14 protein-coding genes are annotated in these 15,740 nt (G+C 58.1%); 8 read left to right on the forward strand and 6 right to left on the reverse strand.

Annotated elements, in window-relative coordinates; translation table 11 throughout:
* Positions 1-74: 74 nt before the first annotated feature.
* Together H8S59_RS21130 and H8S59_RS21135 are read left to right on the forward strand one after the other, a co-directional pair.
* Positions 75-1,040 (forward strand): 2-oxoglutarate and iron-dependent oxygenase domain-containing protein, encoded by a 966-nt coding sequence (locus tag H8S59_RS21130; RefSeq protein ID WP_187522694.1) that lies wholly within the window; start codon positions 75-77, stop codon positions 1,038-1,040.
* 84 nt (positions 1,041-1,124) lie between these two features.
* The gene (locus H8S59_RS21135; protein ID WP_095100355.1) at positions 1,125-2,078 is read left to right on the forward strand and encodes an adenosine deaminase; all 954 of its coding nucleotides are present in this window, start codon (positions 1,125-1,127) and stop codon (positions 2,076-2,078) included.
* Positions 2,079-2,090: 12 nt separating this feature from the next.
* On the opposite strand, the gene H8S59_RS21140 is transcribed toward H8S59_RS21135, so the two are convergent.
* The 3 genes from H8S59_RS21140 to H8S59_RS21150 all read right to left on the reverse strand — a co-directional run bounded on the left by H8S59_RS21140 (position 2,091) and on the right by H8S59_RS21150 (position 5,275).
* The gene (locus tag H8S59_RS21140) at positions 2,091-2,783 is read right to left on the reverse strand and encodes an ArsR/SmtB family transcription factor (protein WP_187522695.1); all 693 of its coding nucleotides are present in this window, start codon (positions 2,781-2,783) and stop codon (positions 2,091-2,093) included.
* Positions 2,784-3,585: 802 nt separating this feature from the next.
* Positions 3,586-4,782 (reverse strand): multidrug effflux MFS transporter, encoded by a 1,197-nt coding sequence (locus H8S59_RS21145; RefSeq protein WP_095100359.1) that lies wholly within the window; start codon positions 4,780-4,782, stop codon positions 3,586-3,588.
* A 289-nt stretch (positions 4,783-5,071) separates the two neighbouring features.
* Complete coding sequence (locus tag H8S59_RS21150) at positions 5,072-5,275, reverse strand: heavy-metal-associated domain-containing protein (RefSeq protein WP_095100361.1); 204 nt, start codon at positions 5,273-5,275, stop codon at positions 5,072-5,074.
* Positions 5,276-5,432: 157 nt separating this feature from the next.
* Here H8S59_RS21150 and H8S59_RS21155 point away from each other — a divergent pair, with 157 nt between their 5' ends.
* From H8S59_RS21155 to cueR, 3 genes are all read left to right on the forward strand, one after another.
* A complete protein-coding gene (locus H8S59_RS21155; protein WP_187522696.1) occupies positions 5,433-5,813 on the forward strand; it encodes a hypothetical protein in 381 nt (126 codons plus the stop codon).
* Positions 5,814-5,881: 68 nt separating this feature from the next.
* Positions 5,882-8,080 carry a heavy metal translocating P-type ATPase gene (locus H8S59_RS21160; RefSeq protein WP_187522697.1) on the forward strand — a complete coding sequence of 733 codons (2,199 nt, stop codon included), beginning with the start codon at positions 5,882-5,884 and terminating at the stop codon, positions 8,078-8,080.
* On the forward strand, positions 8,077-8,478 hold the full coding sequence (gene cueR / locus H8S59_RS21165) for a Cu(I)-responsive transcriptional regulator (protein ID WP_095100367.1): 402 nt from the start codon (positions 8,077-8,079) through the stop codon (positions 8,476-8,478). The genes H8S59_RS21160 and cueR overlap by 4 nt, the downstream gene beginning before the upstream one ends.
* A gap of 145 nt (positions 8,479-8,623) precedes the next feature.
* On the opposite strand, the gene H8S59_RS21170 is transcribed toward cueR, so the two are convergent.
* Both H8S59_RS21170 and H8S59_RS21175 read right to left on the reverse strand, forming a co-directional pair.
* Positions 8,624-9,520, reverse strand: coding sequence for a PA4780 family RIO1-like protein kinase (locus H8S59_RS21170; RefSeq protein ID WP_095100369.1), 897 nt, complete (start codon positions 9,518-9,520; stop codon positions 8,624-8,626).
* Positions 9,521-9,755: 235 nt separating this feature from the next.
* Complete coding sequence (locus H8S59_RS21175) at positions 9,756-10,562, reverse strand: AraC family transcriptional regulator (RefSeq protein WP_371856809.1); 807 nt, start codon at positions 10,560-10,562, stop codon at positions 9,756-9,758.
* A gap of 84 nt (positions 10,563-10,646) precedes the next feature.
* Here H8S59_RS21175 and H8S59_RS21180 point away from each other — a divergent pair, with 84 nt between their 5' ends.
* Positions 10,647-11,675: a bile acid:sodium symporter family protein gene (locus H8S59_RS21180; protein ID WP_095100372.1), complete on the forward strand. Its 1,029-nt coding sequence runs from the start codon at positions 10,647-10,649 to the stop codon at positions 11,673-11,675.
* 408 nt (positions 11,676-12,083) lie between these two features.
* Here the strand turns inward: H8S59_RS21180 and H8S59_RS21185 are convergent, their stop codons facing one another.
* Complete coding sequence (locus tag H8S59_RS21185) at positions 12,084-13,361, reverse strand: acetyl-CoA C-acetyltransferase (protein ID WP_095100375.1); 1,278 nt, start codon at positions 13,359-13,361, stop codon at positions 12,084-12,086.
* A gap of 114 nt (positions 13,362-13,475) precedes the next feature.
* Between H8S59_RS21185 and H8S59_RS21190 the strand changes: the two genes are divergently transcribed.
* Both H8S59_RS21190 and H8S59_RS21195 read left to right on the forward strand, forming a co-directional pair.
* Entirely contained in the window at positions 13,476-14,831 is a 1,356-nt protein-coding gene (locus H8S59_RS21190; protein ID WP_187522698.1) for a 3-oxoacyl-ACP reductase, read from the forward strand.
* A 36-nt stretch (positions 14,832-14,867) separates the two neighbouring features.
* Positions 14,868-15,734: a MaoC family dehydratase gene (locus tag H8S59_RS21195; RefSeq protein ID WP_187522699.1), complete on the forward strand. Its 867-nt coding sequence runs from the start codon at positions 14,868-14,870 to the stop codon at positions 15,732-15,734.
* Positions 15,735-15,740 lie beyond the last annotated feature (6 nt).

Raw genomic sequence — 15,740 nt, forward strand, 5'->3', positions numbered from 1 at the left:
GGCTAAAGCGGAACGCCGCCCGGCCAGTCCTACGCCACGCGCGCGCCCACGACAAAACTATCAGGACAAACACCGTGAACCAACTCCCCATCATCGACATCGCCCCGCTCTACAGCGATGACCAACTCGCCTGGCAAGACATCGCCCGGCAAATCGACCAGGCCTGTCGGGAGTGGGGTTTCTTCTATATCAAGGGCCACCCGATCAGTGCCGAGCGTATTGAACAGGTAGTCAGCACGGCGCAGCAATTCTTCGCCCTGCCGAAGGCTGAAAAGCTCAAGATCGACATCACCCAAAGCCGTCATCACCGCGGCTATGGCGCTATCGCGACCGAACAGCTGGACCCGAATATACCGAGCGATCTCAAGGAAACCTTCGACATGGGCTTTCATTTGCCCGCCGATCACCCTGAGGTCGTCGCTGCAAAACCATTGCGTGGCCCCAACCGACATCCAGACATGCCGGGCTGGGAATCCTTGATGGAACAGCATTATCTGGACATGCAGGCCCTCGCGCAGAAGTTGCTTCAGGCGATCACTGTCGCGCTGGGTATTGAGCGTGACTTCTTCGACAAGCGCTTTGTCGCCCCCGTCAGCGTGCTGCGCTTTATCCACTACCCGCCGCGCCATACTGCCACCAGCGCCGAACAACAAGGCGCCGGGGCACACACAGATTACGGCTGTATCACCCTTCTGCATCAGGACTCTGCGGGCGGACTGCAAGTGCGTGATGTGCGCGGCCAGTGGATCGATGCGCCGCCGATTGACGGCACATTCGTGGTCAATATCGGCGACATGATGGCGCGCTGGAGCAACGACCGATATGTGTCCACGCCTCATCGGGTGGTCAGCCCCCTGGGCGTTGATCGCTATTCCATGCCGTTTTTCGTCGAGCCCAACCCGGACACCGAAATTGAATGCCTGCCCGGTTGCAAGAGCGAAACCGAGCCTGCGCGCTATCCTGTGACCACTTGCTCGGCATTCCTGTTGTCGCGTTTCGCCGATACCTACGCTTATCGGCGGGAGCAGGAGGCCGGGTAAATTTGAACCGCTTGGTCAGGTTTTGCCCATCCCGAAGCATGACTCTGTAGAATGCCGGCCATCTGCACCTGATGAGAAAAGCACATGTACGATTGGTTGAACGCCCTGCCCAAGGCAGAACTGCACCTGCACCTTGAGGGTTCTCTGGAGCCCGAGTTGCTCTTCGCACTCGCCGAACGCAACAAGATCGCGCTGCCGTGGAATGACGTCGAAGCCCTGCGCGGCGCTTACGCCTTCAACAACCTGCAGGAATTTCTCGATCTTTATTACCAGGGCGCAGATGTATTGCGTACCGAACAGGACTTCTACGACCTGACCTGGGCGTATCTGGAGCGCTGCAAAGCCCAGAACGTGATTCATACCGAACCCTTCTTCGATCCGCAAACCCACACCGACCGGGGTATTCCGTTCGAAGTGGTGCTGAATGGCATCACGGGCGCTCTGAAAGACGGTCAATCAAAGTTGGGGATCAGCAGCGGTCTGATTCTTAGCTTCCTGCGTCATTTGAGCGAAGAAGAAGCAGAAAAAACCCTCGACCAGGCGCTGCCGTTTCGCGATGCGTTCGTTGCCGTAGGGCTGGACAGTTCGGAAATGGGTCACCCACCCAGCAAGTTCAAACGCGTCTTCGACCGTGCCCGTGATGAGGGCTTCCTGACGGTGGCCCACGCCGGGGAAGAAGGCCCGCCCGAGTACATATGGGAAGCGCTGGACCTGTTGAAAATCCAGCGTATCGACCACGGTGTACGCGCCATCGAAGACGAGCGTCTCATGCAGCGCATCATCGATGAGCAGATTCCGCTGACGGTCTGCCCGCTGTCGAATACCAAGCTCTGCGTCTTCGACGACATGGCAAAACACAACATCCTCGACATGCTTGAGCGTGGCGTGAAGGTCACGGTGAATTCCGACGATCCAGCTTATTTCGGCGGTTATGTCACCGAGAACTTCCATGCGCTGTACACACATCTGGGCATGACCGAAGATCAGGCGAAACGTCTGGCACAAAACAGCCTTGACGCACGACTGATCAAGCGTTGATCTGACCCTTCCTCAGGCGGCAGCCGCGATCTTGTCGATCTCGCGCTGCCCACTTGACGAGACTTGCAGGGTGCTCGATTCCTCAGTGATCCGTAGCCAACCCATCTGAATAAAAAGCTGCAACAAACCTGCCCCTAATGCACCGCCCAAATGCGGCGTGAACTCGCTCCTGTCGGCACAGGCACAAACAGTCTCTCGCTGGCGCAAAGCAAGTGCGGGCACATAAATCCCCCGCTCCGCAAACCTCGCCACCCCCACGCTGGTGACCTCAACACGATGCTCCTGTTGCTCGATCCAACCCGCCCCCAGCAGCCGCTGATACAACTCGGCCGCCATATCACCGCCAAGGTGATCACAGCAAATACGCGCCTCACGCAACGGCATGGAAGGCAGAGGTTGCGCAACATTACGGTTGATCTGTGCTGTACTCACGGCCGAGGCGCATGCGAGCGCTTGAAGTGCCGTCGCCACCTGCGGACCCGCCAGACGAAAAAAGCGCTTGCGGCCCCGCACTTCCTGCTTCAATAAACCACCAGTCGCCAGACGCGCCAAATGCGCCCCGGCAGATGATGTCGTCAGTCCTGCAAGCAGAGCCAGCTCATTGGCGGATCGAGCAGTACCGTCCATCAAGGCCCAGATCATTGCACTACGCTTCGGGTCAGCCAGCAATGTTGCAACGTGGCTGATGCAAGGTGCATATTCCATATGTTCACTCCCTGTTGAAACATCGTCTATCGCGATGACATGGTGGCAGTAATACAGTTGTAAACAAGAAGCCAGACCGCTGTAGTCGAGGCCGTAATGAGCCAGTGAAGTAGAACCCTCAGGTGACTGACAGTCTTTAACCAGAAAAGCTCTTCAGACGCCCAGAATATTGATTACTGCACTGGCACGGTATTATCGACTTACGTAAAGGTCTAACGTGGAGCCAGTAAAAGATGCAACGACCCGGCGATCGACCGGGACTTACATAACTATGGTTCCACCAACTCCGGATGATCAGTATAAGCCTTGGAACCTTTCACCCGATCAGGCAAACACACCGTTACATCGAGAGCCTCCAGAATTTCCGGATGAACCTTGCCCAATCTTTCACAAGGGAAACATTCCTGAAAACATCACAAGGATGCCTGTCGAACCCTAGCCACAAAGGCCCTCAACCCCGGAACCAGAAAATCCGTCACATCGTGCACGGCATTTTCCTACAACATAGACAACTAGAAACGCTCAATAAAATAAGACAAATAGTAGAGCCCATGTTCGCAGCTAACGACCATCAATCCTATTTACACTCGTCACTTTCCGAAACGTCCGTAGGATAAATCTACAATACCTGTAGCTATTTACCAGTAACACTGAGGGAATATAAACAGAACTCACCTCAGCATTAATTATCGGCACATGAACAATCAATCTGCATTCATTGGCAATGGATATATTGGAAGCAATCGACTGTCGCCCGGTTGATATAACCGGGTTGGCTCCCGCACACAGGCGGGAGCATCAATCAGGCCTGAGTGACTGACGCGTCGCGCTTTTGCTGCAGACGTCGAGTCAACACAGACATAGTGACCGCCAGCCCGCCACACAGGCTGATGACCAGTGCCATGGGAACGGCAGTGCCATCGTGCAACACACCGACCAACGCTGCTGCACCGGCAGCCACGCTGAATTGCAGACATCCCAGCATCGCCGATGCACTCCCGGCTCGCGCCCACTGGCCATTCATTGCGCAGGCCGACGCGTTGGGGATGATGCAACCCAGGCTGGCAATGCAGATGAACAACGGCACCAGCAACGGCCAAAGTGCCTCGGTACGCAAACCGGTAATAGCCAGCAACGTCAGCGCCGCAGCCAGATAAATCCAGACCGTACGCGACAGCAGGAACGCCGGGCCTTTCTTGCCTACCAGCCGCGCATTGAGCTGGGCAATCAGAATGAAGCCGGCAGCGTTGGTGCCGAACAACCAGCCGTAGTGCTCCGCGGGCACGCCATAAAGCTTGATGAATACGAATGGCGAACCGGCGATATAGGAAAACATCCCCGCCATGGCGATGCCGCCCGTCAATGCATGTCCGAGGAAAATCCGGTCCCCCAGCAAGCTGCGGTACTGTTTGAACGCCCCCGCCAGTGGCTGACGCGGATGGCTGGCAGGCATGCTTTCAGGCAATCCGAGCGCCACAGCCAAGGATGCCAGTGCGCTGAACGCTGTCAGGCTGATAAAGATGGATTGCCAGCCATATAAATTGACCAGTAACCCGCCGAGCATCGGCGCAAGGATCGGGGCCAGCCCCATCACCAGCATCAATTGCGAGAAGACTTTGGCTGACTGCACCGCATCGCATTTATCGCTGACAATCGCCCGGGAAATCACCATACCCGCACAACCGCCAAGCGCCTGAACGAAGCGCGCGCCAATAAGCCAATCCAGATTCGGCGCGAAGGCGCAAGCCAGGGAAGCCAGAGTGAACAGCGTCACGCCGAACAGCAGCGGAATCCGCCGACCGAAGCGGTCAGCCACAGGACCATAGGCCAGTTGGCCGATGGAGAGGCCCAGAAAGTAAGAGGCCAGGGTCAGTTGAACGTGTTTCTCGTCAGTGCCAAACGCCAAAGCGATGGCCGGGAAACCTGGCAAGTAGAAATCGATGGCCAAAGGGCCGAAGGCGCTAAGCGCACCGAGAATAAGGATGGTACGAAGGTTCATGAGGCGTCCAGACAGTGCTCGTGCAGCCCGACAGTTTAACCGGGCCCGTGCGGGCTGAGTGTCAGGAGAAGGTAATTACTTCAAAAAGTTTCACGGCCGCGCCCCGTAGGAGATTTTACCTGCGCCGGAGATTCCATATTTTCCCGCAAGTGAGGCGCTCGGTGTGGGACCGGCTTTAGCCGGGAAAGCGATGTTACTGACGCCCCCACTTCCAGGGACCGTATTGACCTCCTCCCGGCTAAAGCCGGTCCCACACCGAGCGCAGCGCACAGGGATTATTCCAACTCACTTATTTCTGGGTGATTTGCGCCTGATACCCCTCCTCACCAATCAAGCCAATAACCTGTTCGCCGGTCAGGTCGCTTTCGACAATTACTTCACCGGTCGGCAGGTCGACTTGCACCAGCGCGCTAGGGTCCTGCTCCTTGATTGCAGTGGTCACCGCTTTGACACAGTGGCCGCAGGTCATGCCTTGAACGTTGAATCGTTGCATGGTGCTACTCCTTCAAACAGGGCTGTGGATCACGATGACGCCATGTTTCACCTTCCCATCATGGCAAGGTCAAGTTTCTCGTTTGTCTGCCGGGCTGGTATTCGGCGCAAGGCTCGGCCAAGCTGCATCATCACCGTCTACATCAGGAGTATCAGCGATGCGCTGGTCAGCATTGAGCCTCTTCAGCATTCTCGGCCTGTTGGCTGCTTCCCCGGCAGTTCAGGCTGATCAGGATTATGGCGTTCTGATCATTTCTCGCGAGCGGCTGGAAGTCGCCTCGTCCTGCGAGATCGGCATCTATATTCAGGACCAGCTCGCGGGCCGGGTGTTCCAGGAACAGTCCGTTTCCTTCAACCTGCCAGCAGGTAACGTCGCGATTCGTCTGCGTGTGCTGCCAGGTGCAGTATTCGGTTGCGACCCCGGTATGGAGGCGCAGAGCAACACCAACATCAAGATTCAAGCCGGTGATATTCTCAAATACCGAATCGCCAGTAGCCTCAATGGCATGTATCTCAAACGCGCCGATCTGAATTATTGATCTGGACTTGACCTTGTCCTCGTGGAAAGGTTGATCCTTGCAGGCAACGGCCTTCAGGGAGAATGAACATGCTCAATCCGCTCAACTTCGATCTGCCGATTTCCGGCATGACCTGCGCCAGTTGCGCAGGTCGGGTCGAGCGTGCGCTGAACAAAGTGCCAGGGGTCAGGACCGTCAGCGTCAACCTTGCCAGTGAACAGGCGCACATCGAGACGGACGGCGGGCCGGACACCGCCACCCTCATCGCGGCAGTCGAAAAAGCCGGATATACCGCGACTGCGCATCAAGACCCGATCGCGAAAGCCGACCAGCAGCTTCGCACACTGACCCGAGAGCGCTGGGCGTTGATTCTGGCGATAGCACTGTCAATTCCGCTGATTCTGCCCATGCTGCTGCAACCCTTGGGGGTTCACTGGATGGCGCCCGCCTGGGCACAGTGCGCGCTGGCCACCCCGGTACAGTTCATTTTTGGTGCACGCTTTTACGTAGCCGCCTGGAAAGCGCTGCGCGTCGGAGCGGGTAACATGGACCTGCTGGTGGCATTGGGCACCAGTGCCGGGTACGGCCTGAGTGTTTATGAATGGGTCACCGCCGCCCCCGGCGAAATGCCGCATTTGTACTTTGAAGCGTCGGCGGTAGTCATTGCGTTGGTGCTGCTGGGCAAATACCTGGAAAGTCGCGCCAAACGGCAGACCGCCAGCGCGATCCGCGCGCTGGAAGCCTTGCGCCCGGATCGCGCCCTGCAAGTCATTGATGGTCATGAGCACGACATCGCCATCAGCGCTTTGAAACTGGGCGACCTGGTACTGGTCAAGCCGGGCGAGCGCTTCCCTGTAGACGGCGAAGTGATCGAAGGCCAAAGCCATGCCGACGAAGCACTGATCAGCGGGGAAAGTCTGCCGGTGCCCAAACAGGTCGGCGACAAGATCACCGGTGGTGCAATCAATGGCGAGGGGCGTCTGCTGGTGAAAACCACGGCGCTGGGTACTGAAACGGTTCTGGCGCGCATTATTCGATTGGTTGAAGACGCTCAGGCAGGCAAGGCTCCCATTCAGAAACTGGTGGACCGGGTCAGCCAGGTGTTCGTCCCGACCGTTCTGGTCATTGCCTTTTTTACGTTTGCCGGTTGGCTGGTGGCTGGCGTGCCGATGGAGACTGCGCTGATCAACGCCGTTGCGGTATTGGTAATCGCCTGTCCCTGTGCGCTGGGGCTCGCAACCCCCACGGCAATCATGGCCGGTACTGGCGTCGCAGCCCGCTACGGCATTTTGATCAAGGATGCCGAGGCGCTGGAGCGCGCTCATGAAGTGACGACGGTAGTATTCGACAAGACCGGCACGCTCACCTCGGGCACACCGCAAATCGCCCACTTCTGCGCCAAAGGCGGCAATGAAGAACAAGTGCTGGAATGGGCTGGCGCGCTGCAACGCGGCAGCGAGCATCCATTGGCCAAGGCGGTGCTGGACGCCTGCCGGGATTGGCACCTGCATCCGGCCAGCGTTGAAAACAGTCATGCCCTGCCTGGCGTCGGTATTGCCGGAACGCTGGACGGTCGCGATCTGGCCTTGGGCAACCGGCGAATACTTGAACAAAGCGGTCTGCACATGGAAGAACTGGCGGATGCAGCCCGTGCCTGGGAAGCCGAAGGCCGGACCTTGTCCTGGTTGATCGAGCAGAGCCCGAACCCCGCAGTGCTAGGCCTGTTCGCCTTTGGAGACACACTCAAGCCCGGCGCACAGCAGGCCGTTGAGCAATTGGCCGCGCGCAACATCAGCAGCCACTTGCTCACAGGGGATAACCACGGCAGCGCCAGAGTAGTCGCCGAAGCGTTGGGTATCCGTGACGTGCATTCCGAAGTGCTGCCAGCAGACAAAGCCGCGACAGTCGCGGATCTGAAGCGATATGGCGTTGTGGCGATGGTGGGTGACGGCATCAACGATGCGCCCGCTCTGGCTGCCGCGGATATCGGCATCGCCATGGGCGGCGGCACTGATGTCGCCATCCACGCGGCGGGGATTACCCTGATGCGCGGCGATCCGGCATTAATTCCGGCAGCACTGGAGATCAGCCGCAAGACCTACGCCAAGATCCGCCAGAACCTGTTCTGGGCATTCGTCTATAACCTGATCGGCATTCCATTAGCGGCATTCGGCTTTCTCAATCCGGTACTGGCGGGTGCAGCCATGGCGCTGTCCAGCGTCAGCGTGGTGTGTAACGCCTTGCTGCTTAAAACGTGGAAGCCCAAAGATCCGGGAGCAAAGTCATGAACATTGGGCAAGCCGCGAAACAGAGTGGGTTGAGCGCCAAGATGATCCGTTACTACGAAGCCACCGGCCTGCTGCAGGCAGCGCATCGCAGTGACAGTGGCTATCGCCTGTACGGCAAGGACGATCTGCACACTCTGGCATTCATCAAACGCTCCCGGGATCTTGGTTTTTCGCTGGAAGAAGTCGGCAAGCTGCTGACGCTCTGGCAAGACCGGCAACGCGCCAGCGCCGACGTTAAAGCACTGGCCCGCGAGCATATCGCCGAGCTCAATCAAAAAATCGAAGAACTGGCCAGCCTGCGCGATACCTTGCAGGAGCTGGTCGAGCACTGCCATGGCGACGACCGCCCGGACTGCCCGATCCTCAAGGATCTGGCTTCGGGTGGGTGTTGTAGTTAGCAATGATAGAGACCGGTAGGTGCGAACTTGTTCGCGAGACGTGGTAACTGACACCTCGCCTCGCCAACAAGTTGGCTCCTACCGGGACAGAGTGAAACGTCCCCACAAAAAACCCGGCCTGAGCCGGGTTTTTATTAACTGCTGATCACTGCATCCAGGGCGGAGGCGGTTCTTCGGCAGTCTTGTTCGCTGGAGCATCGTCGGCAGCGCGGGCGGCCTGACGGCGGTCTTCGTCCAGGCGCGCAGCTTCGATTTCCCGCAATACGCCGCCAACATCGGCCTCGTCTTCCGGTTCATCAAACTCGCCGGTCAACACCGTCGCTGGCGACAATGTGCCTGCTTCGTAGTACGACCACATTTCCTTGGCGTACTTCGTTTTACGCAACTCAGGCGCAAAGCGGCCGAAGTAGGACGCCATATTGCCCACGTCACGCTCCAGCATGCTGAACGCGTGGTTATTGCCCGCCGCGTCGACCGCCTGAGGCAAATCGATGATCACCGGACCAGTCGGGGTCAACAACACGTTGAACTCGGAAAGATCGCCATGCACCAAACCGGTACACAACATCAGTACGATCTGTTCGATCAAGAAAGCGTGATATTCCCGAGCCTGATCCGGCTCCAGAACCACATCATTCAATCGCGGTGCGGCATCGCCATACTCGTCGGCGATCATCTCCATGAGCAATACGCCTTCGAGGAAGTCGTATGGCTTGGGCACACGAACGCCAGCGCTGGCAAGCCGGAACAATGCCGCCACTTCGGCGTTCTGCCAGGCATCCTCTGTTTCCTTGCGACCAAACTTGGAGCCTTTGGCCATCGCCCGTGCCTGACGACTGTTACGTACCTTGCGGCCTTCCTGATACTCGGATGCCTGACGGAAACTGCGTTTATTCGCCTCCTTGTAAACCTTGGCACACCGCAGCTCATTGCCACAGCGCACCACATAAACAGCTGCCTCTTTACCGCTCATCAGCGGGCGCAGCACCTCGTCCACCAGACCGTCCTCGATCAGGGGTTCAATGCGTTTAGGAGTTTTCATCAGCTTTTATTGTGGGTCCTTCGTTGCCAAACACGCGATTGTTGCCCGTTATACGGCAATCCTCTGCCAGCGAGTAGTGGGAGCTGACGTTTGATGCGGATAGTTTCTGTCGGAAAAACCCTCATCGTCCCGATCTAAAGCAGCTTTCATGCCGTAAGACATCAAAAAACAAACCGCGCCCACCGGGTAAGAAACTTCGGCGACTGCAAGCATCGCGTACGACAATCGGGATCAGTTACTGCTTGAACAGTTCACCGGGAGTGAATCCGAACAACCCCTTGAAAGCAGCGATGAATGCCGAGGTCGAGTCGTAACCGCAGGCCAGTGCCGTATTGGTCACGCTGTCACCATTTTCCAGCGCGCCAAGGGATGAAAGCAGTCGCGCACGCTGCCGCCAGCCACGAAAGCTCAAGCCCGTTTCGCGCTGGAACAGGCGCATCAAGGTCTTCTCCGAAGCGCCCAGACGTACCGCCCAGTCGTGCAGAGTGATCAACTGGCTCGGGTTTTCGATCAGCTCATTGCACAGCTCCAGCAAACGCGGATGACGAGGCAATGGCAGCGAGAACCCCACTTCTGGCAAGTGCGCCAGTTGGTCCATGAGCACCTGCACCAGTCGCGCTTCGCTGCTGTCCCCCAAGGGATACTCGGCGGGCAAATGACAGAAGCTTTTGATCAGTTCCCTGGCCAGCGGCGTCACTTCCAGAACCCGACAGCGTTGCGGGGCCCAACTTGAATCTTCTTTGCGCACATACAGGCTGCGCATTTCTGCACGCATGGAAGTCACCACTTCGTGCTCCAGCCCCGCCGGTATCCAGACACCCCACTGTGGCGGGGCGAAGAAACTGCCTTCAGCGGTGTGCACGCCCAGAACACCGCTGATCGCGTAGGAAAACTGCACCCACTCATGACGATGCGGCGGCGTCCACGACCCGGCGCTCAAGCTCTCGGCGCGGGCATACAATGGACGCGGCAATTCGCTTAACGCGGGGATCTGTCGCTCGCTGCCGTGACGATGCATAGGATATTGTCCGTTAGCCGTTATGGATTGGCCTTATGTCGCAAGACGGAAGTTTACGAGTGAGTTAGCCTTCGGACATCTATTTTTACAAACAATTGCCGAGCTCTTATGTCTGTCCTCAAACATCTCAAACGCGTCGTCACCGACTGGTTCCTTTGCGGGATGGTCCTGGCCACGGTTCTCGCCTACTTCTTCCCAGGCTTCGGTGCCACGGGTGGCGGCATGCATGCCGAATACGTCGTCAACGTCGGCGTGTTCGTGGTGTTCTTCCTGCACGGCGTCAATCTTTCCAGTGAACAGATCCGGCATGGTTTGAAGAACTGGCGGCTGCACATCATGGTGCAAGTCTTCACTTTCGTGGTGTTCCCGGTCATCTGGCTGGCGTGCGACAAGGCCTTTGGCGCGTACATCCCGGCATTGCTGATGCTGGGCTTCCTGTACCTGTGCGCGCTGCCGTCGACGATTTCTTCTTCGGTAGCGTTGACCGGCAGCGCGGGCGGCAACGTTCCGGCGGCCATTCTCAACGCGAGCATGTCCAGCGTGTTCGGCATCTTCATGACGCCATGGCTGGTCAGCCTGGTCATCGGCACCGGCTCTGGCGGTATCGACCTGGGCTCCACACTGCTGAACCTGAGCCTGATGTTGCTGCTGCCACTTATCTTGGGTCAGTTGGTGCGTCCATTGGTGGGCAAGTTTTTCGCCAGACACAAGAAGTACACCAACCTGATCGACAAGATCGTGATCCTGTTGCTGGTCTATGCGGCGTTCTGTAATTCGATGGTGTCGGGGATGTGGCAAACCCAGGGCAACTCGGTCATCGTCATGGCCTTCGCAGGCAGTGCTGTATTGCTGGCGGTGATCCTGCTACTGACCACCGGAACCGCTCGGGTCCTGAAATTCAATCATGCGGACAAGGTGGCAGCGGTGTTCTGTGCGACCAAGAAATCCCTGGCAGCCGGTGCCCCGATGGCAGCGCTGATTTTTGGAAACAATCCGGGCCTGGGTCTGATCCTGCTGCCGATCATGATCTACCACCCGCTGCAACTGATCGTGTGCTCGGTGATGGCCGAGAACTACTCCAACCGGCACAAGCTGCAACTGTCGGCTGAAGCGCTGGAGGAAGCACGCGCGGCTTGATCGGAGTCTTTTTGGGGATTACGCAAAACCTGTTTGTGATAATCCCCAAAATTGGCGCCATGTCGTGGGACCGGCTTTAGCCGGGAAGGGGCCAGTACATCCAACGCACCTTTGTGATCAGAATGCAGACTTCCCGGCTAAAGCCGGTCCCACGTCAGGTTGCGGGCAAACCTGGAATCCCCTACAAGAAATAGCAGTCCACTTCCAATTCAGAAATGGCCCTCATCACCGCTCTTGGCGCCATGTCGTGGGACCGGCTTTAGCCGGGAAGGGGCCAGTACATCCAACGCACCTTTGTGATCAGAATGCAGCCTTCCCGGCTAAAGCCGGTCCCACGTCAGGTTGCCGGTAAACCTGGAATCCCCTAAAGAAATCGCAGTCCACTGCCAATTCAAGAAATGGCCCTCATCACCGCTCAAGAATCGCCGTAACCCCCTGCCCGCCCGCCGCACAGATCGAGATCAATCCCCGCCCTTCTCCCGCGACGCTCAACAACTTGGCCAGATTGGCGACAATCCGTCCGCCCGTTGCGGCAAACGGGTGTCCAGCCGCCAATGAGCTGCCTTTGACGTTCATCTTGCTGCGATCAATTGAGCCCAAGGGCGCATCCAGCCCGAGCCGGGTCTGGCAGTAATCCGCGTCCTCCCACGCCTTGAGCGTACACAGCACCTGGGCAGCGAACGCTTCGTGAATTTCGTAATAGTCGAAATCCTGCAACGTCAGACCATTGCGCGCCAAAAGCCGGGGCACGGCATAGGCAGGCGCCATCAGCAGGCCTTCCTTGCCGTTGACGAAATCCACCGCCGCCGACTCTCCGTCACGCAGATATGCCAACACCGGCAGACCTCGTTCCTTGGCCCACTCTTCACTGGCCAGCAGCACCAACGATGCGCCGTCAGTCAGCGGCGTCGAATTGCCTGCGGTCAGCGTGCCTTTGGCACTGCGTTCGAATGCGGATTTCAAACTGGCGAGTTTTTCCAGGGTCAGGTCCGGGCGCAGGTTGTTGTCACGGGTCAGCCCCTGAAAAGGCGTGATCAAATCGTTCTGCCATCCTTCGGCATACGCAGCGGCCATCTTCAGATGACTTTCCAGTGCCAATTGGTCCTGTGCGTCGCGAGGGATATTCCAGGTTTGCGCCATCAATTCGCAGTGCTGCCCCATGGATAGCCCAGTGCGCGGTTCGCCGTTGCGTGGCAGCTCCGGCTTGAGATTGTGCGGACGCAATTGCAACAAAAGTTTAAGTTTGTCGCCCACCGACCTGGCCCGATTAACCTGCAGCAAAATGTTACGTAAATCCTCATTCACGCCAATCGGTGCATCGGAAGTGGTATCCACGCCGCCCGCAATGCCGCACTCGATCTGTCCCAATGCGATTTTGTTGGCCACCAGCAACGCCGCTTCCAGCCCGGTGCCACAGGCCTGTTGCAGATCGTAGGCAGGCGTCTGCGGGGACAAGCGCGAGCCCAGCACGCACTCGCGGGTCAGGTTGAAATCCCGGGAATGCTTGAGCACCGCCCCCGCCACGACCTCGCCCATGCGCAGGCCATGCAGGTTGAAACGCTCGATCAAACCCTCCAGCGCGGCGGTCAGCATGTCCTGATTGCTCGCGGTGGCGTAGGGGCCGTTGGAGCGAGCGAATGGAATACGGTTACCGCCGACGATGGCGACCCGGCGTGGCTGATTCATTGAAAACTCCCTTTATTGATACGGATTCGCTGATGAGCAGCGTAGGGGATACTCGAACGAACGTCGCTTGAGTGTGGTCAACTCCTTTGAACCCCGACTCAAGGAGAGTGTTCCATGCCGTCTGATCGCTACATAGATTTTGCCAACTCTGACCTGGGCAGCCGCCTGGTTGGCGCTATTGGCCTGCCTAAACCGGTCAGACTGGAACGCTGGCAGGCAGGACGTCTGCGCCCTGTTGAAGGTTCGTTGCTGATCAGCGCCGGGCCGTTGGCTGATCAAGTCAGGCTGTTTGCCCCACGCTTGACCGAGTCGATCTACAGCTTTGGCTCAGAGGTGCCGGGCGCAACGGCTTGGGCTGTCGATCAAGGCCCGAAAATCAAAGCGGTAGTCTTCGATGCCAGCGCTTTCACGCGCACCGACGACCTCAAGCAATTACGCGAATTTTTCCAGCCTCTGCTGAAAAAACTGGATAACAGCGCGCATGTGGTGATTCTTGGCCATTCACCCGCCAATCTGAGCGAACCGCTGGCTGCCAGCACCCAGCAGGCGCTCGAAGGGTTCAGCCGCTCGCTGGCCAAAGAGATGCGCAACGGCGGCACCGTGCAGTTACTGCAGGTGGACAGTGGCGCGGAGGATCAACTTGAAGGTGCCCTGCGGTTTTTCCTGTCGCCCAAGAGCGCGTTCATCTCCGGACAGGTCATCCGCCTGAGTCCTTGCCCGACACACGTGCAGGACTGGAGTCGCCCACTGAGCGGGCGCAGGGCACTGGTGACCGGCGCTGCACGCGGTATCGGCGCAGCGATTGCCGAAACCCTGGCTCGCGACGGTGCCGAGGTAGTCTTGCTGGATGTGCCTCAGGCCAAATCAGACCTGGATGCCCTGGCAGCACGACTGGGCGGCAAAGCCCTTACGCTGGACATTGGCGCACCGGATGCGGGCGCGCAGTTGATCGAATATCTGCAGGGCGGCATCGACATTCTGGTGCACAACGCCGGTATTACCCGGGACAAGACGTTGGCCAACATGTCTGCCGATTTCTGGGATTCAGTGCTCTCGGTCAATCTCAACGCCCCTCAAGTCTTGACTGAAGCGCTGCTGGACAGCGGCACCCTGCGCGACAACGGTCGCGTCATTCTGTTGGCCTCGATCAGCGGACTTTCCGGTAATCGCGGCCAGACCAATTACGCCACCAGCAAGGCAGGCTTGATCGGCCTGGCTCGGGCAATGGCACCTGTGTTGAGCGAGCGCGGTATCAGTATCAATGCCGTGGCTCCGGGCTTTATCGAAACCAAAATGACTTCAAGCATGCCATTTGCCCTGCGTGAAGCGGGCCGACGCATGAGTTCGTTAGGTCAGGGCGGTTTGCCGCAAGACGTGGCTGAGGGGGTTGCCTGGCTGGCCCAACCGGGTGCTGGTGCGGTCAGCGGTCAAGTGCTGCGGGTCTGTGGTCAGAGTGTCATCGGCGCATAAGGCGCAAGACAATAAACAAGAGCAAGGAGATGCACGATGAGCGCTCACTGGCGATACCTGGATTCCCTGCCGACATTGCCAAACCTGTTCGTACAGGCGGCGATGCGGCGCAAGGTGACCGGTACTGAACTGCCTGATATCGGGTTGCGTTGCTGGACTTCCGTGGATCCGCAAAAGCTGTCTCAGTACCGCGAAGTGTGCGGTTTCAGCGAAAACAGTCTGCTGCCTCCGACTTATCCACACGTTCTGGCGTTCAACCTGCAAATGCAACTGATGACGGACAAGGACTTCCCCTTCCCGTTGTTAGGCCTGATTCATCTTGCCAACCGGATCAGGATTCATCGGCCGCTGGGCAGCGTGAACAAGGTGTACATCGGTGTAAAAGCTGAAAACCTTCAGCCTCACGATAAAGGTGCCACGTTCAATCTGATTACTCAGGTTGAAGACTCAATGGGCCTGCTCTGGGAAGAAGAAAGCACGATGCTGTGTCGCGATGTGAAGCTGGAAGGTGCTGTGAGTGGCGATTATGAGCCTGCGGATTTGCCCATGACCGAAGTCGCACGCTGGCGGGCGGCGGCGGAAATTGGCCGACGTTACGCCAAGGTGTCCGGCGACTACAACCCGATCCACCTGAGCGGGCCAAGCGCGAAACTGTTTGGCTTCCCGAAGGCGATTGCCCATGGCATGTGGCTCAAGGCAAGAACCCTGGCCTTTCTGACCAACCACCTCCCGGCGTCGAACGTCGATATCAGCGTGCAATTCCAGAAACCGGTGCGTTTGCCCAGCGAGATTGTGCTGTCGGCCAGCGCAGCGGGCTCCCACGGCCAATTTCGCCTGGAAGGTGCGCCGGGGTTGGTGCATATGGTGGGGAATTGGCAGCCGGTGACGGAAGTCGTGGAGTAATGGTGG

The organism is Pseudomonas folii, from assembly GCF_014357575.1.
Taxonomy (GTDB): Bacteria; Pseudomonadota; Gammaproteobacteria; order Pseudomonadales; family Pseudomonadaceae; genus Aquipseudomonas; species Aquipseudomonas folii.